Here is an 18,529-nt window from a genome sequence, read left to right as displayed (position 1 = left end):
TCTCACATAACAGCCCTTAAACCGGAACGCTCTCCCACCAAGGTGAGAGAGCGTTGAGGTTTAAGCGGCGGATGTGAGAGAGCGTTCCGGTTTTGGCCGCGGGATCTGACAGAGGGATGGGTTAGGCAGGCGCTGATGCAACGCCAGGGGCGAGAAACCTCTTGCCGTTGACACGCTCCGATGCGCCCACCCGGTCCAGGTACGGCGTAATGCCGCCCAGGAACATCGGCCACCCTGCGCCCATGATGACGCAAAGGTCGATGTCTTCGGGTCCGGCCACGACACCTTCTTCGAGCATCAGTCCTATCTCCTCGGCCAGTGCATCCTGGGTGCGCCGGAGGACTTCTTCGCCAGTGGACGGGGTGTTGCCGAAGGACATGATGGCCAGCGTCTCCGCCGGGATGACGGGAGTTCCGTCAGGCCCGGGGACCCAGAGGCTCTTCACTCCGTTGTCGATGAGTTTCTGCAGGTTTTGCGAGACCGGGAACCGGTGGCCGAACGCGGCGTGCAGGGACTCCTGGACATGCTGGGCGACCGGCAGGCCAACCATTGCACTCAAGGTGAACGGCGACATTGGCAGCCCCATGGGACGCAGCGCGCTGTCTGCCACCTCCGCCGGGGTTCCTTCGTCGAACGCCGCGATAACCTCGCCCATGAGGCGAAGCAGGATGCGGTTGACCACGAAGGCGGCGGCATCCTTGACCAGGACGGCAGTCTTCTTGAGTCCCTTGGCGAGCTCGAACGCGGTGGCCAGGACGGCGTCGTCGGTCTTTGGTGCCCGAACGATCTCCAACAACGGCATGACAGCCACCGGGTTGAAGAAGTGGAAGCCCACCAGGCGTTCGGGGTGCTTCAAATCTTCGGCCATGGCAGTGACGGACAGTGAGGACGTGTTCGTGGCCAAAATGCACTCGGGAGAAACGATCGCTTCCACCTCGGCGAAGACCTGCTTCTTGATGTGCAGTTCTTCGAAGACGGCTTCGATGACGAAGTCGGCATCGGCGAAGGCTTCCTTGGAGACGGAACCCGTAATGAGCGCTTTGGTCCTGTTGGCGGCGTCCTGCTTGATCCGCTTCTTGGCAAGCATTTTGTCGACTTCGGCGTGGACGTAGGCGACGCCCTTGTCTACCCGTGCCTGATCGATATCGGTCATGACCACCGGGACTTTCAGCTGCCGGGCGAACAACAATGCCAGCTGGCTTGCCATGAGCCCTGCACCCACAACGCCGATCTTGGTGACGGGGCGGGCAAGCTTGCGATCGGGGGCGCCCGCGGGACGCTTGGAGCGCTTTTGGACGAGGTCCAGGAACGCGTACACGGTAGAGCGGAACTCGTCGGTTTGCATGAGCCCGGCGAGGGTCTCGCACTCGAGTTCAGCCGACTCGGCTTGGGTCATGGTGCGGTTGGCCTCCATGACGTCCAAGACCTTGCCCGGGGCGGGGGAGGCATTGGAGGTCTTGGACTCCACGAAAGCCCGACCTGCGGCTACCGCAGCTGCCCAACGGGCGGTGACTGCGTCATCGGTGGCATCAACGGAGTTCTTCCGCTCAGGCGTCACCTCGCCGGAAATGACCTGGGCCGCCCACGCGAGCGACTGCTCCACAAAGTCGGCAGGTTCGAACATGGCATCAGCCACGCCGAGTTCGAACGCCTGGGGTCCGGTCAGCGTGCGGTTGTTGCTGAGGGGATTCTCGATCATCACCTTGACGGCATTCTCGGGACCGATGAGGCGGGGCAGGATGTAGACGCCACCCCAACCCGGTACGAGGCCGATGAACGCTTCAGGCAAGGCCAGCGCGCCGGCACCCGTGGAGACGGTCCGATACGTGGACTGCAGGGCGATCTCCAGCCCGCCGCCCAGGGCCAGGCCATTGATGAAGGCGAAGCTCGGAACACCCAGGTCGGCGAGCGTGCTGTAGACGGCGTGGCCAAGCTTCGCCATCCAGAGCCCGTGCTCGCGTTCCTTGAGTGTTTTTACGGCCGAAAGGTCGGCCCCGGCCACCAGGAAGTACGGCTTTCCGGTGACCCCGACGCCAACGATTTCTCCCCGCGAGGCCCGCTCCTTGAGCTTCTCCAAGACCCCGCCGAGTTCAACGAGCGTATTGGGCCCCAGTGTGGTGGGCTTGGAGTGGTCAAGGCCATTATCCAAGGTGATCAGCGCGAAGGTCCCGGCGCCCCCCGGCAGCTTGATGTCCTGCACATAGGAGTGCGTGACAACCTCATCAGGGAAAAGTGCGGCGAGCTTCTGGAATTCGGCGGCGCTCATGCGGCGGCTCCTTCGGTGGTGGCTTCGGTGGTGCCCTGGTCATTGGCGAACACTTCGTAGGCTGCATGGTGCGGGTTTTCCCAGATCACCGTGGCGCCCATGCCCAGTCCAATGCACATGGTGGTAATGCCGTAACGGACAGAGTGGTCTTCCTCGAACTGCCGCGCGAGCTGGTTCATCAGGCGGACGCCCGAGGAAGCAAGGGGGTGTCCGACGGCGATCGCACCGCCATAGCGGTTGACCCGGGGATCGTCATCGGCGATGCCGAAGTGGTCCAGGAAGCTGAGGACCTGGACGGCGAAGGCCTCGTTGATTTCGAAGAGTCCAATGTCCTCGATACCCAGTCCCGCGTTCTTCAGGGCCTTTTCCGTGGCGGGAACCGGTCCGATTCCCATGACCTCGGGTTCGACGCCGGCGAAAGCGTAGGAGACCAAGCGCATCTTGACTGAGAGGCCAAGTTCTTCAGCAGCTTCGGCCGAAGCGAGAACCGCGGCTGTGGCGCCGTCGTTCAATCCTGCAGCGTTGCCGGCGGTGACGCGACCATGGGCGCGGAACGGTGTCCGCAATTCGGCCAGGTCGGCAACAGTGGTGCCGGGCCGCGGCGGCTCGTCCGCGGTGTGCAGTGCCCAGCCCTGGCCGGGCTTCATGGTGGCTACGGGCACCAGGTCATGCTGGATTTGTTCGTTGGAGTAAGCTGCGGCGAGCTTGGCCTGGGAGGCCGCTGCATAGGTGTCCGTGCGGTCCTTGGTGATCGCGGGGAAGCGGTCGTGCAGGTTCTCTGCTGTGTTGCCCATGTTCAGGGCCGCGGGGTCCACCAGTCTTTCGGACATGAACCGCGGATTGGGATCGGCGCCTGCACCCATGGGGTGGTTGCCCATGTGCTCCACGCCGCCTGCAATGACGACGTCGTAGGCACCGAAACCGATGCCGCTCGCCGTCGTCGTTACTGCAGTCATGGCACCAGCGCACATGCGGTCGATGGCGAAGCCGGGCACCGTGCGGGGGAGCCCGGCCAACAACGCCGCTGTGCGGCCGATGGTGAGGCCTTGATCCCCGGTCTGGGTGGTGGCAGCGATGGCAACTTCGTCGATCCGGTCCGCGGGCAGTGAGGGATTCCGGCGCATCAGTTCGCGGATGCACTTCACCACGAGGTCATCGGCGCGGGTGCCCGCATAGATGCCTTTTTCGCCGGCCTTTCCGAAGGGGGTGCGCACCCCGTCCACGAAGACGACGTCGCGGACGTTCCTCTGAGCACTGCGTGATGGACTCATGTAATAACTCCTCGTTGAGACATGGCGCCGAATCCCGCGTCGCGGGTGCTTCGGCTGGCATTGGGTCCAATGTTACTCGTGGGTAACTTAGCTTGCAAGGCCCGCGACCCAGGCGTTACCCACCTGTCCCCGGGGACGCGAAAGGCCTGCCCCACGAACCTCAGTTCGGGTGACAGGCCTCAAGGCGGGCGGGAGCTCAGCCGGCATTACCGGAAGGTAGCGCGTCCTTGGACGCTTGGACTTCCTTCCCCTTGGACTCCTTGCCGGGAAGCGGAGCCGGGTTCAAGCACGCTTCGGTGAGTATCGGAGCGGCGAAGGAGATTTGCCACTCACGCGCACCCAGGGACCGCAACTCTGCAGCGACGGACTCCAGGGAAACATCACCCGGAGGGCGCCAGGCAACCCGTCGCAAATAATCCGGTGTCAGCAGGTTCTCCACTGGCAGCTTCAGCTCATCTGCCTTTGCCTGCAGGGCCGGCCTGGCGGTGGCAAGGCGTGCTGCGGCCTCGGGATCCCTGTCCGCCCAGACCCGTGGCGGAGGCGGGGCGTTGGTGGGTAGGTGCAGGGGTGGGAGATCCGTGAGTGTCCGGGCGTTGGTGATGCAGCGGAGCCAGCGCGGGGCTTCCCTCTGGGCGGACCGGCCGTGGAATCCCTTGGTGGCCAGGAGCTGCGGCACGGTGGTGGGCATGGCTTTGGCTGCAGCCACCAGCGCCGAGTCGGGGATGAGCCGGCCGGGAGCTACGTCCCGTTTGCGAGCCAGTTGGTCCCGCTCAAGCCACAGCTCACGTACAGCTGCCAATTGGCGGCGGTCGCGTATCTGGTGGAGTCCGGACGTCTTCCGCCAGGGATCCACGCGCGGGGCGGAAAGGCCTGCCGCGAGGATGCCTGCAAACTCCTGTTCGGCGTATTCAAGCTTGCCGTCAGCCTCCAGCAGTTCGATGAGTTCCTCGCGGAGTTCTGCGAGGACTTCGACGTCGAGCGCTGCGTATCGCAGCCAGGGTTCCGGCAGGGGGCGTGTGGACCAGTCGGCAGCGGAGTGTTCTTTCGCGAGGCCGAATCCGAGGAGTTGTTCAATGACGGCCGCAAGACCCACGCGGGGGAGTCCCGCGAGGCGGGCGGCAAGTTCGGTATCGAAGAGCTTGTCCGGCCACATGCCGAGCTCCGAAAGGCAAGGGAGGTCCTGTGACGCAGCGTGAAGGATCCATTCGACGCCGCGGAGGGCGTCATTGATGATGTCCAGGTTCTCGAATGGTTCGGGATCGATCAGCCAGGTTCCGGCGCCCTCGCGGCGGATCTGTACCAGGAAAGCCCGCTGCCCGTAGCGGAAGCCGGAAGCCCGTTCTGCGTCCACTCCGGCAGGTCCTGTTCCGGCGGCGATTGCGGTTGCGCACCGCTCCAGCCCGGACGGGGTGTCGATGACCAGGGGTACGCCTTCGCGGGGAGTATCGAGATCGATGATTTCAGGGACGTGGCTATCGAAGCCGTCTACCTTGATGTGGGTGGTGGGATCAGCAACCGGATCGCCGGCCGTGGTGTTTTCCGGATTTTCAGGGGTCATGGTGGGTTAAGCTTACCGATTCCGGCCGCAGCGGGGTGTTTCAGGTCCTTTGAGGGTACCCGCCGACGCGTTTCTCACACTCAATTGAGTCTCCTGTTGGGTAGTCCGGTGACCCCTGGCGGCAGGGGCGGCAGGCCTGCGAAGGTGCATACCATGTCGGACCAGGCTTCGAGGTGGGCTTGTACATCCTGGCTGGCCGGTGTCCAGGACGCCCGGAGCTCGATGTCTATGGTGTCCGGCCGTTCGGCCAAGGTGCCGAAGCTTTCGGACAGGATCCTGGTGGCAGTGCCGCCGGCAGCCCGATAGGGTGCGGCGCGGTTCTCCAAGGCGTCAACGAGCCAGGTCCAGGCAACAGAGCCGAGCATGGAGTCGTTCCCCATCTCTGCGTCCATTTGAGCCCGAATGTAAGTGACGATTCGGAACTCTCCCTCCCAGACAGCAGAACCGTCGGGGTCATAAAGGAGGATGAAGCGGCCAGTGGCCAGTTCGTCGTCCTCTTCGCTGGAGGAACTGCTGCCTTGGTTTGCGGCGAAGGCCTTGGCGGCCGGTCCATGGACGGGAACCTGGCGGGTGGCCGCAGTGGGGCTGAAAACTTCGGCGCCCAGGGCGACTGCGTAGGGAGCCAGGCGGGCAGGAGCGGGGATCTCGTCAAGCCGCAGTTCGCTGCGGCATTGTGCTTTTCGTAGCGATCCCAAGGCGGAGAGAAATTCCGAGGGAACCTGTGCGAGGGCGTTCACCATCGCAGATTATGCGTCCGGGGCAGCGAATCTGTGCAGGCTCGCCGCCCCGGATTGCACCTGTTACGCGTTAGGCCAGTTCGCGCTTAATTGCTGCCACGAAAGCGTCAATGTCTTCCTCCGTGGTATCGAACGAACACATCCACCGAACTTCGCGGCGGGCGGCATCCCAGTCGTAGAAGGCGAAGGATTCACGCAACTTGTCTGCCACGCCTTCGGGAAGGATGGCGAAGACGCCGTTGGACTGCGTTGCCTGGGTTGGCTTCACGCCGTCGAGTCCTTCCACTGCCGTTCGCAGGCGGGCGGCCATGGCGTTGGCGTGGGCGGCGGAACGCAGCCAGAGGCCATCCTCCAGCAGGGCAATGAACTGGGCCGAGATGAAGCGCATCTTCGATGCCAATTGCATGTTCATCTTGCGCAGGAACTTCAGGCCGTCAGCCGCCTCCGGGTTCAGGGCCACCACGACTTCACCAAAAAGTAGTCCATTCTTGGTGCCGCCAAAGGACAGGATGTCCACGCCGGCGTCGCGGGTGAACGCGCGGAGGGGAACGTCCAGGTGCGCTGCGGCGTTCGCAAGCCGGGCGCCATCCATGTGCAGCTTCATGCCTTTGGCGTGAGCGTGGTCGGCGATTGCCCGTACTTCTTGCGGCGTGTAGCACGTGCCGAGCTCAGTGGTTTGGGTGATGGACACCACCAGCGGCTGGGCGCGGTGCTCGTCGCCCCAGCCCCAGGCTTCACGGTCAATCAGCTCGGGCGTGAGCTTGCCGTCTTCGGTGGGCACTTGCAGGAGCTTGATCCCGCCCACCCGTTCCGGTGCACCGTTCTCGTCCATGTTGATGTGTGCTGTGGAGGCGCAGATCACCGCGCCCCACCGGGGAAGGAGGGATTGCAGGGCAAGGACGTTGGCGCCGGTTCCGTTGAAGACCGGGAAGGTCTCGATGCCCGGGCCGAATTGTTGCTCCAGGACCTCCTGCAGCCGTGCCGTGTAGACGTCCTCGCCGTAGGACACCTGGTGCCCGCCGTTGGCGGTTGCCAGTGCTGAGAGGATCTCCGGATGTACGCCGGAGTAGTTGTCCGATGCGAACCCACGAACCGCAGGGTTATGCAGTTGACCCGCGCCGGGGGTTTCATTGGCGCTGTGGATTGCCTCTGTTGTGCTCGTCACTTGTTCATTCACGCTTTCAAGTCTATTTGGCCGGCAGGATTCTATGTGGCCAGCAGGATGCGCTGGCCGTTGAGGGTGGCGGCGGGTTGTTCAAAGAGTCCGACGGCGGCAGCCGCCAGTTCTTCAACGTCCGTGAAGCCGGGGAATCGCCTTTCCGGATGGGCTTCCCGCATGGCTGGATCCACGAGGGCTTTGACCACGAAAATTACTGCCGCGCTGTGCTGCCCGGTGGGGGCTTCCGCGTTTGCGGCTGTTCCGGATTGCGCCCGCCGGAAACCATCCGCTATGGCCAAGGTCCAAGCTTCTGCAGCTGCTTTTGCCGCCGCGTAGCTGGCGGCTGCAGCTGTTGGAGCAGCGGCGGTGGTTGACGACACCATGGCAAAACGGCCGTGCGGGGATGCTTCAATCTGGCCGTAGAAGACCCGGGAGACGTTGCGGAGTGTGGTCACAGCGCTCCGTTCCATCGAGTCCCAGTCCTCATCCGTTTGGTCTTCGATGCCCTTGGCGCCCCGCCAGCCGCCTACCAGGTGGATCACGCCATCGATGCCCTCGATCCCGAGGTTACGGAAGCTGGCAGCAAGTTCGCGTACGGAATCCAGGCTGGAGAGATCGGAAACCAGGGGAGTTGCCCCATTGCCGGCCTCAGCCGCGGCCGCTTTGATCCGGGCATCGTCCGAACCCACGGTGAGCACCCTGTGACCGGCGGCCCCCAACGCACGCGCCACGGCGATGCCCGATGCGCTGCTTCCGCCGGTCACAAGGATAGTCAGTGTGGTCATCAGGCCGCCGTCGAGCCAGTAATTCCGGTGGTGGACTCGATGACAGGGCGCATCTTCTTCTCCAGTGCTTCGTAGAACATGGAAAGGGGGAACTCGTCATCAAGCACCTGGTCCGTCAGGCCGCGGGGCGGACCGTCCAAGGGCAGCGCGTCCGGGCCCTTGGCCCATACCGACGCCGGGTGGGGAGTCACGGTGCTCGAAATGAGCTCGTACGCTGCCAGCCAGTGGGCAGCCTTCGGGCGGTCGATCGAGCGCCAGTAGAGCTCCTCGATTTTGGCACCGAGTTCCACTACAACCGAGGCAGCTTCGTCCCAGTCGATGGAGAGCTTGCTGTCCGTCCAGTGGAGCACGTGGTGCTGGTGCATCCATGCGAACAGGAGCTGGCCACCCAGGCCGTCGTAGTTACGGACGCGGCTGCCCGTGATGGCGAAACGGAAAATCCGGTCGAAGATCACTGCATACTGGACGAGCTTTGCATGTTTGCGGGCATCGGGGTCGGCTTCTTCGTCTTTTTCAATGCGTACGGACTCACGGAACGCGGTCAGATCGCAGCGCAGTTCCTCCAGCGAGTAAAGGAAAAACGGCATCCGCTGCTTGATCATGAACGGATCGAAGGGAAGGTCCCCGCGCATGTGGGTGCGGTCGTGGATCAGGTCCCACATGACAAAGGTTCGCTGAGTCAGTTCCTGGTCCTCGATGAGCTGTGCTGCATCCTCGGGGAGTTCCAGCGACGTGGTGGCCGCAGCTGCCTTGAGGACGCGGCGGAAACGAGCGGCCTCGCGGTCGGCGAAGATGGCGCCCCAAGTAAAGGTAGGGGTCTCGCGGACGGCCACCGTCTCGGGGAAGAGTACAGCCGAGTTGGTGTCGTACCCGGGAGTGAAATCCACGAAGCGGATGGGGACGAAGAGCTTGTTGGAGTACTCGCCGGCCTCCAGGCCGCCAATGAACTCCGGCCAGATAACCTCGATCAGGACGGCTTCGACCAACCTGTTGGTGCTGCCGTTCTGCGTGTACATGGGGAAAACCACCAGGTGCTGGAGGCCGTCAATGCGCTGCTCCTGGGGCTGGAACGCCTGGAGGGAGTCCAGGAAGTCCGGCACCCCGAAGCCGCCCTCGACCCATCGGCCGAAGTCTTCCACCAGGAGTTCCAGGTACCGGGCATCGTGGGGGAAGTGCGGTGCCAGGGCTGCGATGGCGTCAGTCACTGTGGCAACGAGGCTCGCCGCCTCGGGGTGGGTTGCGGAATCGGCAATGGAACCGTCCTGCCCCTGGAGTGCCTGCAGAGCTGTGGCTGCAGCCTTCAGGGTCATCCATTCGGCGTTGTCGGCGGTGACACGCGGCAGGATAGTGGTGGTGATAGTGGTCATGGAGCCCGGCCCTTTCGAAGTGGTGTTTGCTTCTGGGCCGAGCGTAGCAAGCAAAAAGCGTTGCTAATTCAAGAATGGCCTGAGCATAAGAAAGTCTTGGCCATCCGGTGCGTGAAGGCGGGTTGAGATTCAGTCCCGCCACATGGAGCCCCCAAAAAACGCTGAGTTCCCGGACGGGCCGGCAAAGCGCCAGCCCGTCCGGAACTGCCTAGCTCTCTTCCGGCGTCACCAAGCGAAGCGACACGGAATTAATGCAGAACCGCTGGTCCGTGGGCGTGCCATAGCCCTCGCCCTCGAAAACGTGCCCCAGATGAGAGTCACAGTTGGCGCACCGGACTTCAACACGATCCATTCCCATGGTGCGGTCATGGAGATACCGGACCGTACCTTCGGCCAAGGGTGCCCAGAACGACGGCCAACCACAGTGGGAATCAAATTTCTCCCGGCTGGTGAACAACCGACTGCCACAAGCGCGACACTGGTACTCGCCTTCCGTGTGGGTGTCCCAGTACTCGCCCGTGTATGGCCGCTCGGTTCCCGCCTGCCGAAGAACACGGTATTCTTCGGGCGTCAGCTCCTCCCGCCACTGGGCATCGCTCTTTTCCACGGGCACAGAAGTTGTCTTGCTGGTGTTGTCAGGAGTGTTCATGTCTAATGCAACGCTCACGAGTCGCCGATAAATCCCGAACCCGCGTACAGGTGGAGGACCGGAAGACCCAGCTGATCCTGTGCCTTATTGGCCCAGTCCGTGTGGAACGTGTCCGAAATGGCATGGGGCCGGGTAATGACAACCGCCTGCGCGGCGTCCACCGCACGGACCTTCGCCACCAAGCCGGCCACGGCACCGCCGTCGACCACCTCCCCGGTGACGCCACCGCCCAACCCGGCCAACGCCGCCAGCGATGCAGCCAGCGTCTCAGAGGCCTCCGCACGCTCAGCCTCAGGGTCGGGATGCTGTGCAGTGAGCTCCCGGAACGCCTTGGCGATATCAAGCAGCGACAGGTTTTCCAGGAAGTCGACCAGAAGATGTCGCTCTGTGTTTGAGGGGACCAGGACAATAAGGGGCGCATCACCGCCGTCGAGCAATTTGGCGATATTAACGCGGTCGTCGGGGCCGAGGGGCTCTTCAGTCAGGATGACGATGGGATCACTCATGGCTACAGCGTAGTCCCGGCGAACCGCTGTCCGCAGATTTTTGGGACTCTGATTCACGCGCCAGGATTCGCGGCCCGATGCGCCGCGCGGTCCACGCCTGCCCCAAGCACCGCCGCTGAGCAGCAACAATGGAACCATGGCATCGACTACCCCGCCAGCGAGCGACGCTGCAGACAAGAAACTCTCCCTCCGCACCAAATGGGCCATCGCAGGATTCCTGGCCGGCGGTACTGTGGCCGGTCTGGTAGGCGCGGGATCCTCGGCGCTCGCCGTGTATTTTGCCCGCCGTGTCATCACGCCCGCGGCCCGGCACGAGGACCAGGAAGTACTTGCCGTAATCCGCGGTGACAAGGGACCTCAGGTCATTCTTGCGGCCACCCCTGATACCACCATCGACGGCGTCTTCAGCCTCTTCTTCTCCGGCGGCCAAGGACATGCCCGGATCGGCCGGATTGTGTCCTATTCGCCCGCCGAGCAAACCGTACTGCGCGAGGTCGAGGAAGTTTACAGTGGCAACCTCCCGGAGGCGCGCCGTGCTTGGTGGAGCGGTGCAACGTACCCGGACCCGGCCGCGATCGGCCTTGCGGCCGAGGACGTGGACATAGAGATCGACGGCGGGAAAGCACCTGCCTGGCTGATCCGGGCCGAAGCTTCGGCCGCGGCGCCAGTCTGCGCCATCATGGTCCACGGCCGCGGAGCCACGCGCCTGGAAGGCCTTCGTGCCGTCCGCACTGCACGGGAACTCGGTATGGACAGCCTGTTGATCTCCTACCGTAATGACGGACTTGCCCCCGCCGCGCCGGATGGACGATACGGCCTCGGTTCCACGGAATGGCGCGACGTTGAGGCCGCGATCGAATACGCACTGGATCAGGGTGCGCAGGAAATAGTTTTGTTTGGCTGGTCCATGGGCGGAGCGATCAGCCTGCAAACAGCGGACCTGTCCAAGCACCGCCACCTCATCCGCGCGTTGGTACTGGATGCCCCGGTCATCAATTGGGTCAATGTCATGGCCCACCACGCCGAGATGAACAGGATCCCCTACAACGTGGGCAGGTATGGACAGATGATGCTGAGCCATCCCTTGGGGCGCAGGCTGACCGGACTATCTGCGCCCGTGGACCTGAAAGCAATGGACTGGGAAGCGCGGGCAGTCGAGTTGCGGACCCCCACCTTGCTGATCCACAGCGTGGACGACGACTACGTGCCCTTCGGGCCTTCCGCGAGCCTTGCGGAGAAGAACCCCGAGATGGTCACCTTTGAGCCGTTCGACGGCGCCCGGCACACCAAAGAGTGGAACGTGGACCCCGAACGCTGGGAGCGCCTGGTCCGCGCCTGGCTCCAGAGGCAACTGGCTCCCCGAAACAATCCCGGGCAGACGGGCGCCACCGGGCAGCCTGGCTGAGGAACCCCCGGAGTTGCGGGTTGCCAGGCGGTTTCGGTTTCGGTCAGCCCTTGATGCCCGAGGCAGTGCCGATGTGAGCCGTGATGGCCTTGGTAAGCCGGACGAGATCGGCCGGAGCCAGCTCAATGTCCAGTCCACGGCGGCCTCCGGACACAAGGAGGGTAGCCAAGTCCAAGGCAGACTCGTCAAGGACTGTGGGGGAGGCCTGCCGCTGTCCCAGCGGCGATATGCCTCCCAGCACATATCCGGTGCGCCGTTCGGCGGCCTTGGGATCGGCCATTGCTGCCTTCTTGGCTCCGAGGGCTGCTGCGACGGACTTTAGGTCGAGGTTCCCGGACACCGGAACGATGGCCACTGCCAGGCGGCCTTCAACCTCCACCATGAGGGTCTTGAAAACCCGTTCAGGCTCAATGCCCAGGACTTCCGAGGCCTCCATGCCGTAACTGGCCGCCGACGGATCGTGCGCATAGGGGTGCAACACGAAGGGAACGCCGGCCGCCGCAAGTGCTGCAGTAGCCGGCGTTCCCTGTGAAGCCATCTTCTTGGCCATACCTGTGGTTGTGCCCTTCAGTTTTCCAGCGGGTCAGTTTTCCAGCCGGCTGGCGGCTGCGACTTTCCGCTTGATACGCCCCAGCATGGCGGTCATTCCCCGCATGCGCAGGGGAGTGATGGCCCGGGTGAGGCCCAGCAACTCCGGCATATCGTCGGGCACGGCAAGGATTTCCTCTGCAGTCAATCCATCCAGGCCCTCGTGCAGGACCCCTGCGAAGCCGCGCGTTGTGGGCGCTTCCTGAGGAGCTTTGAAGAAGAGCCGGTAGGCGCGGGCGCCGCCGTCGGGATTTTTCTCGGACTCAATGGTGAGAAACAACGGTGACTGGCACTCCACAACCTGTTCCAGCAGTTCAGGGTGGTCCTTCAAGCGCTCCGGAAGCTCCGGCAGGCCCCTCGAGAATTCGAGCAGGAGTTGCAGGCGGTCAGGCTCCGTCAGTGCCTGGAAGTCATCGACGATTTCCGCCAGGGCGGTGGGCAAAGTGTTCGTACTCATCACTTCCAGCTTACGCACAACAGCGGTCAATGCATCTTGTGTGGCCGAACACTACGGATGCCTTGATGACTGGCCTGCTTGGTGAAGGGTCCCTAGTTGCTGACGAGGGACGCAGGAACGGAACCGCGCTCGGCGCCCTTGACGATGGGAACCCGCACAGCGTTGCCCCACTCGGTCCAGGAGCCGTCGTAGTTGCGGACAGTGTCGAAGCCCAGCAGGTACTTCAGCGCGAACCAGGTGTGGCTGGAACGCTCGCCGATGCGGCAGTAGGCCACCACGTCATCGCCGGGTTCCAAGCCAGCCTCGCCAAGGTACAGGGCTTCGAGCTCTTCACGGCTCCGGTAAGTGCCGTCTTCAGCCGCAGCGCGTGCCCACGGGATGGACGCGGCGGTGGGAATGTGGCCCCCGCGCAGCGCGCCCTCTTCGGGGTAAGCCGGCATGTGCGTGCGCTGTCCCGTGTATTCCTCAGGGGAGCGGACATCGATGAGGGGATTGCCCAAGTGTGCCAGGACGTCTTCCTTGAACGCGCGGATCGGAGCATCATTGCGCTCCACCTCCGGGTATTCACCCACTGAGGGCTGTGTGACGTCGGTGGTCAGCTCGCGTCCTTCGGCGATCCACTTGTCGCGGCCACCATCGAGGAGGCGGACATCCTCATGGCCGAACAGCGTAAAGACCCAAAGCGCGTAGGCAGCCCACCAGTTGGACTTGTCACCGTAGATGACCACGGTGCTGTCGCGGGAGATGCCCTTGGAGGCCGCGAGGGCGGCAAAAGCGGCGCCGTCCACGTAGTCGCGGGTGACCTCGTCATTCAGGTCGGTGTGCCAGTCAATCTTGACGGCGCCCGGGATGTGGCCGGTTTCGTAGAGAAGAACGTCTTCGTCGGACTCGACAACCACAAGCTTGCCATCGGCAATGGCGCCGTCTGCAAGGGCTGCCGCGAGCCACTCAGTGGACACAAGGCGTTCGGGGTTCGCATACGATGCAAACTTTTCGTTCTGTTCAACTGGGTAGGACATGGTGATGGCCTTTCACTGACAACGGTCGGAGCCAGGCCGTGGAAGGTGGTGCAGGTGCCGGCCGGGCGTGCTCCAACACTAACCACGGGCAGCGAGGAATGCTTCCCTGTGGTCATACGGTGAAACATGGGCTTGGTCACGTGGCGGTTTTCCGAGTGTCCAATGCCGGTATTCTTGCTGGGGACCTAATACCGAAGGAACGGACCACCGTGGTAAAGATCGAACAACTGGCTGCCCGCACACCGGCAGTCTCCGTGGAGGAACTCCTCAAGGGTTTCTACCCGTCTCCGCGATTCGGAGAGGTATCGTTCGACAGCTACCGGCCGGATCCTTCCCAGCCGAGCCAGGCAAACGCAGTGAAGCTGCTTTCCGCATTTGCCGACGGCGTGGGATCCGATGACGGTGGCGGTCTCTTCAAGAAGTTGTTCGCCAAGAAGGCGCCTGCAACGAGGGCAGGAATCTACCTCGACGGCGGTTTTGGTGTGGGTAAGACCCACCTCCTGGCTTCCCTTTGGCACAGGTCGCCGGGCCCGAAGGCCTTCGGTACGTTTGTGGAATACACCAACCTCGTGGGTGCGCTGTCCTTCCGCAAGACCGTGGAAGCACTGAGCAGCTACAAGCTGGTGTGCATCGACGAATTCGAACTTGATGATCCCGGAGACACCGTGCTCATGTCCCGGCTCATGCGTGAACTCGCCGACGCCGGTGTGAAGCTCGCGGCCACGTCCAACACGCTTCCCGGTTCCTTGGGTGAAGGACGCTTCGCGGCAGTGGACTTCCAGCGCGAAATCCAGGTTCTCGCCGACCAGTTCGACGTCGTCAGGATCGACGGCGAAGACTTCCGCCACCGCGGTTTGCCCGCGGCTCCCGCACCGCTCAAGACCGAAGAGCTTAAGCACCGTATGCGTGCTGAGTTCGACGGTAAGACGGTGGCTGTGGACGATTTCCGCACTCTGGTCAACCATCTGGCCGCCGTCCACCCCAGCCGTTACCGGCAGCTTATCTCGGGGGTGGAAGCCGTGGTGTGGAGCGACGTCGAAACCATCACCGAACAGGCCGTCGCCCTACGCTTTGTGGTTCTTGCGGACCGGCTCTATGACAAAGACGTGCCGATCCTGGCCAGTGGCGTACCTTTCGATCAGCTCTTTACCGAAGAGATGATGACCGGTGGCTACACGAAGAAGTATTTCCGCGCTGTGTCCAGGCTGACGGCTCTGGCCCGTGAGGCCCAAAACCACGAGCCTGCCTGATCCAGGGTTGCTGCCTGCTTCAGGATTTCTGAACAGGTTCGCGGCTCTTCAGCATCCACCGCACCAGGATGCCGCCTGCCAATGCCCAGAAAGCAGCGCCAACGCCGGCGAAGCTCAGGCCTGATGCTGCCAGCAGTAAGGTGATGCAGGCGGGAATACGTTCCTCGGCAACCGCCAGTGCAGACGAGATGGACGAGGCCAGCGTCCCCAGGAGTGCGAGTCCGGCCACTGTCTCGAGAAGTCCGGGCGGTGCTGCAGCCACCAAAGTGACAAGTGCCGCTGAGGCAGCGGCCAGGATCAGGTAGGCAAAGCCTGAGACGAACGCCGCGATCCACCGCCTGCCATGGTCTTTGCCTGCCTCCTCACCCGCCGCCAAGGCTGCGCTCAGGGCAGCCAGGTTGATCGCATGGCCTCCAAACGGCGCTCCCGCGATGGTGCCCGCTCCGGTCACAAGCATCGACGGCCGCCAGGGGGTGGTGTAGCCGAACGACTTCAGTACCGCGACGCCGGGAATGTTCTGTGACGCCATGGTGACGATGAAGAGGGGCAGTGCCAAACCCACCGCAGCTTCCACGGTAAATGCCGGTGTGGTCCACTCCAGCCTTGGCAGGAGGCCGCCGCCGGGAATCTGAACGCCGTTGGACACGATGTGGACGCCGACTACCGCCAGCGCGACGAGCAGCGATGCCGGCACCGACCAACGTGGTGCGAATTTCATCAGGACCACCCAGCACACCACCACTGGTGCGATGAACAGGGGAGCCGATCCCAACGATTTGAAGGGTGCGAGGCATAGCGGGAGTAGCACGCCGGCGAGCATTGCCTGCGCCAGTGCGGTGGGGATCTTCGCCATGATCCTGCCCAGGACGGGAAGTAGCCCGGTCAGGACGATCAGCACCCCGACGATCAGGAACGCGCCCACAGCAGCCGGCCAGCCGCCGTCGACCATTCCAGCGGAGGCGAGCAGCGCCGCGCCGGGCGTGGACCACGCCAAAGTTACGGGCATCCGGGACCGCCACGAGAGCCACAGGATTCCCAGTCCAAAGGTGAGCGTCAGCGCTAATAGGCCGCTGGATGCTTGTGCCTGGTTCGCCCCTACAGCCTTCAAACCCGCCAGGACCACAGCGAATGACGAGGTGAAACCCACGAGGGCGGTGACGATGCCTGCCGTGATGGGTGGTCCCAGCGTCTCCTTGGCGGCGCGGCTTTGGACGGCAGGGGTGGAAGCTGAAGGCATAACGTCCAACGTACCCGACCAGCCGGTTTAGCGGCTGCCCGTTAAACGCCAAGGGCACCGGTGGCGCCTCTCGGCGGGACCGGTGCCCCCTTGACGTATCTGGTACGGCGGCTCAGGCAGCTACGGCTGCTTCGGCTCATCCGTGACGGGAGCCTGTCCAGGCTTGCCGTCGTTCTTGGCCACGAAGTCGGAAGCGGCATTCTGGACTTTGTCGACGTGACCGGCGTACTTGCCGCCCGTCTTCTGGTCCACAAAATCCCCGGCCTTGTCGATGCCATTCTTGATGGCTTCTTCGTTGCCTTGAATGAGACCCTGAGCCTTGCCCTTCAGGTCGTCAATTAAACCCACGGGCACCTCCCTTCCATTCGCGGAGCCAGTTCGCTCCTCCGCGTCCGACCCTAACACCAGTTCTCCGGGGTGCCAAGGGTTCGGCAGCGGCCTGTGGACGAACTACGCCAACGGCTTATTTTCGACCTTGTGGCGCGGGCTGTCCGGATTCATGAGGGAGTGCCTGCGGCCGTAGGCGAAGTAGATGATCAGGCCGATGACCAGCCATGCCCCGAACCGCACCCAGGTTTCCCAGTGGAGCTGGAACATCAGGAATGCCGATGCCAGGACACCGAACGCGGGGACCACCGGCATGAACGGCAAACGGAACGTGCGCGGAGCGTTGGGCTTGGTGTAGCGGAAGACGATCACGGAAATGCAGACCACCACAAAGGCAGCCAGGATGCCGATGTTGGTGAGGTCGGCAACTTCCTTGATGGGGAAGACACCGGCGAGGAACGCCGAAGCAACACCTGCGATCCACGTGACGCGCTGCGGAGTGCCGTGCCGGTCAGTCTTGGCGAACCAGCCGGGGAGAAGGCCGTCGCGGCTCATGGAGAACCATACTCGGGTGACGCCCAGCAGGAAGGTGAGCATAACGGTGAGGATGGACAGGACCGCGAACACCGAAATGATGGTGGCGATGACCGGCAGGCCGACGCCTTGGAACGCCGATGCGAAGCCGGCCGTGGGATCAATGTCCTTGTAGTTCTGCATGCCCGTGAGCACGAGTGTCGCGGCAACGTAAAGCAGCATGGCCACGATGAGGGAGAGGATGATGGCCTTGGGCATGTGCTTCTTGCCGTCCTTGGCCTCTTCTGCGGCGGTGCTCATGGCGTCATAGCCGAAGACGGCGAAGAAGACGGTGGCGGCACCGGCCAGGACCGGGCCGAAGCCACTGGGCATGAACGGGTTGTAGTTCTCGGTGTTGATGTAGAAAATTCCCAGGCCGATGATGAACAGGATCAGGATGACCTTGATGGCAACGGCTACCAGTTCAAACCGGCCGAATGCCTTGGTGCCCCGGCTCAGGATCCACGTGACCAGGAGGCAGACGAAGATGGCCGGCAGGTTGATGATGCCGCCCTTGCCCTCATCAGCGGTGGACGTCATCCACGTGGGCATATGGATTCCGATGCCGGACAGGAAGGCGTCGAAGTAACCGGAAATCCCGATGGCCACCACAGCCACGATGGCGATGTACTCAAGGAGGAGATCCCAGCCGATGAACCAGCCGATGATCTCTCCCAGGGCTACGTAGCCGTAGGTGTAGGCCGATCCGGCGCGGGGGATCATGCCGGCGAATTCGGCGTAGGACAATGCTGCTGCACCGGAGGCGAGACCGGCAATCAGGAACGAGAAGAGCACGGCAGGGCCGACGCCCGGGTTGCTTTCGCTACCATGGGCTACCAGCCCGGCCAGCGAGAAGATGCCGACGCCGATAATTCCGCCGACGCCGATGGCTGTCAGTTGCCAGAGGCCAAGACTCTTAAAAAGTCCGCTGTGTTTGTTCTCTTCCTCAATATCGTCGATGGGCTTGCGCCGCAGGACGGACTTGGAAGCCGTCATTTGGTTCATGGGGGTACTCCTGCCGGTAGGCGTGGAACGGTGATGAGCTCGCAGTACATTATGCGAGCCGAATCACATTAGATAAAGCGACTTCTTCTGAGGGGTATCGGTTACTTCCATTAATCAATTGAGTAGTGGCCGAATCCGGGCATAAAAAAAGCAGCTCCGGGGAGCTGCTTTCTCTCTTTGGAGCGGACGACGAGATTCGAACTCGCGACATCCACCTTGGCAAGGTGGTGCTCTACCAGCTGAGCTACGTCCGCACATGTTGCCTGCCGGGCTGGTGCCTGGCGTTCAACAACAAACAAGTTGCCTTGTTCTGGTGGGCGATACTGGGATCGAACCAGTGACCTCTTCCGTGTCAGGGAAGCGCGCTACC

General features: G+C 63.0%; 17 protein-coding genes and 1 tRNA gene. 2 read left to right on the top strand and 16 right to left on the bottom strand.

From position 1 onward, the window contains the following. Nucleotides 1-121 precede the first annotated feature (121 nt). The 9 genes from ACZ881_RS20445 to ACZ881_RS20405 all read right to left on the bottom strand — a co-directional run bounded on the left by ACZ881_RS20445 (nt 122) and on the right by ACZ881_RS20405 (nt 10,298). Complete coding sequence (locus tag ACZ881_RS20445; RefSeq protein WP_476117786.1) at nt 122-2,266, bottom strand: 3-hydroxyacyl-CoA dehydrogenase NAD-binding domain-containing protein; 2,145 nt, start codon at nt 2,264-2,266, stop codon at nt 122-124. After that, entirely contained in the window at nt 2,263-3,537 is a 1,275-nt protein-coding gene (locus tag ACZ881_RS20440) for a thiolase family protein (RefSeq protein ID WP_091466752.1), read from the bottom strand. The genes ACZ881_RS20445 and ACZ881_RS20440 overlap by 4 nt, the downstream gene beginning before the upstream one ends. 196 nt (nt 3,538-3,733) lie before the next feature. Further along, entirely contained in the window at nt 3,734-5,095 is a 1,362-nt protein-coding gene (locus ACZ881_RS20435; RefSeq protein WP_476117785.1) for an HRDC domain-containing protein, read from the bottom strand. Between the two features lie 80 nt (nt 5,096-5,175). Next, nucleotides 5,176-5,835: a DUF3000 domain-containing protein gene (locus tag ACZ881_RS20430; protein WP_091466756.1), complete on the bottom strand. Its 660-nt coding sequence runs from the start codon at nt 5,833-5,835 to the stop codon at nt 5,176-5,178. Between the two features lie 67 nt (nt 5,836-5,902). Beyond that, the gene (locus ACZ881_RS20425; protein WP_424991479.1) at nt 5,903-7,009 is read right to left on the bottom strand and encodes a threonine aldolase family protein; all 1,107 of its coding nucleotides are present in this window, start codon (nt 7,007-7,009) and stop codon (nt 5,903-5,905) included. 29 nt (nt 7,010-7,038) lie between these two features. Next, complete coding sequence (locus tag ACZ881_RS20420) at nt 7,039-7,776, bottom strand: SDR family NAD(P)-dependent oxidoreductase (protein ID WP_476117784.1); 738 nt, start codon at nt 7,774-7,776, stop codon at nt 7,039-7,041. Then, on the bottom strand, nt 7,776-9,143 hold the full coding sequence (locus ACZ881_RS20415; RefSeq protein WP_476117783.1) for a DUF6421 family protein: 1,368 nt from the start codon (nt 9,141-9,143) through the stop codon (nt 7,776-7,778). Before ACZ881_RS20415 ends, ACZ881_RS20420 begins: the two co-directional genes overlap by 1 nt. Before the next feature lie 208 nt (nt 9,144-9,351). Further along, complete coding sequence (gene msrB / locus ACZ881_RS20410) at nt 9,352-9,792, bottom strand: peptide-methionine (R)-S-oxide reductase MsrB (RefSeq protein WP_091467647.1); 441 nt, start codon at nt 9,790-9,792, stop codon at nt 9,352-9,354. Nucleotides 9,793-9,806: 14 nt separating this feature from the next. Then, complete coding sequence (locus ACZ881_RS20405; RefSeq protein WP_091467649.1) at nt 9,807-10,298, bottom strand: hypothetical protein; 492 nt, start codon at nt 10,296-10,298, stop codon at nt 9,807-9,809. A gap of 136 nt (nt 10,299-10,434) precedes the next feature. Here ACZ881_RS20405 and ACZ881_RS20400 point away from each other — a divergent pair, with 136 nt between their 5' ends. Further along, the gene (locus tag ACZ881_RS20400) at nt 10,435-11,703 is read left to right on the top strand and encodes an alpha/beta hydrolase family protein (protein WP_091466760.1); all 1,269 of its coding nucleotides are present in this window, start codon (nt 10,435-10,437) and stop codon (nt 11,701-11,703) included. Nucleotides 11,704-11,746: 43 nt separating this feature from the next. Here the strand turns inward: ACZ881_RS20400 and ybaK are convergent, their stop codons facing one another. The 3 genes from ybaK to ACZ881_RS20385 all read right to left on the bottom strand — a co-directional run bounded on the left by ybaK (nt 11,747) and on the right by ACZ881_RS20385 (nt 13,767). Next, nucleotides 11,747-12,253, bottom strand: a complete 507-nt coding sequence (gene ybaK / locus ACZ881_RS20395; RefSeq protein ID WP_476117782.1) for a Cys-tRNA(Pro) deacylase — start codon at nt 12,251-12,253, stop codon at nt 11,747-11,749. Between the two features lie 33 nt (nt 12,254-12,286). Next, a complete protein-coding gene (locus ACZ881_RS20390; RefSeq protein WP_178995486.1) occupies nt 12,287-12,748 on the bottom strand; it encodes a SufE family protein in 462 nt (153 codons plus the stop codon). Nucleotides 12,749-12,840: 92 nt separating this feature from the next. Continuing rightward, nucleotides 12,841-13,767: a sulfurtransferase gene (locus ACZ881_RS20385; protein ID WP_091466763.1), complete on the bottom strand. Its 927-nt coding sequence runs from the start codon at nt 13,765-13,767 to the stop codon at nt 12,841-12,843. A 209-nt stretch (nt 13,768-13,976) separates the two neighbouring features. On the opposite strand from ACZ881_RS20385, the gene zapE reads away from it, so the two are divergent. Next, nucleotides 13,977-15,017, top strand: coding sequence for a cell division protein ZapE (zapE, locus tag ACZ881_RS20380; protein WP_091466765.1), 1,041 nt, complete (start codon nt 13,977-13,979; stop codon nt 15,015-15,017). A gap of 19 nt (nt 15,018-15,036) precedes the next feature. Here the strand turns inward: zapE and ACZ881_RS20375 are convergent, their stop codons facing one another. From ACZ881_RS20375 to ACZ881_RS20360, 4 genes are all read right to left on the bottom strand, one after another. After that, nucleotides 15,037-16,254, bottom strand: coding sequence for a benzoate/H(+) symporter BenE family transporter (locus ACZ881_RS20375; protein ID WP_476117781.1), 1,218 nt, complete (start codon nt 16,252-16,254; stop codon nt 15,037-15,039). Between the two features lie 120 nt (nt 16,255-16,374). Continuing rightward, nucleotides 16,375-16,608, bottom strand: a complete 234-nt coding sequence (locus ACZ881_RS20370) for an antitoxin (protein WP_091466768.1) — start codon at nt 16,606-16,608, stop codon at nt 16,375-16,377. A 96-nt stretch (nt 16,609-16,704) separates the two neighbouring features. Next, a complete protein-coding gene (locus tag ACZ881_RS20365; RefSeq protein WP_179017340.1) occupies nt 16,705-18,159 on the bottom strand; it encodes an amino acid permease in 1,455 nt (484 codons plus the stop codon). A gap of 178 nt (nt 18,160-18,337) precedes the next feature. Further along, a tRNA-Gly gene (locus tag ACZ881_RS20360) sits at nt 18,338-18,413 on the bottom strand. Nucleotides 18,414-18,529: the final 116 nt, after the last annotated feature.

The sequence above is a fragment of the Paenarthrobacter sp. TE3676 genome, from assembly GCF_056279165.1.
The sequence above is the reverse complement of the archived record's forward strand: the minus strand, read 5'-3'. Positions and strand labels throughout refer to the sequence as shown.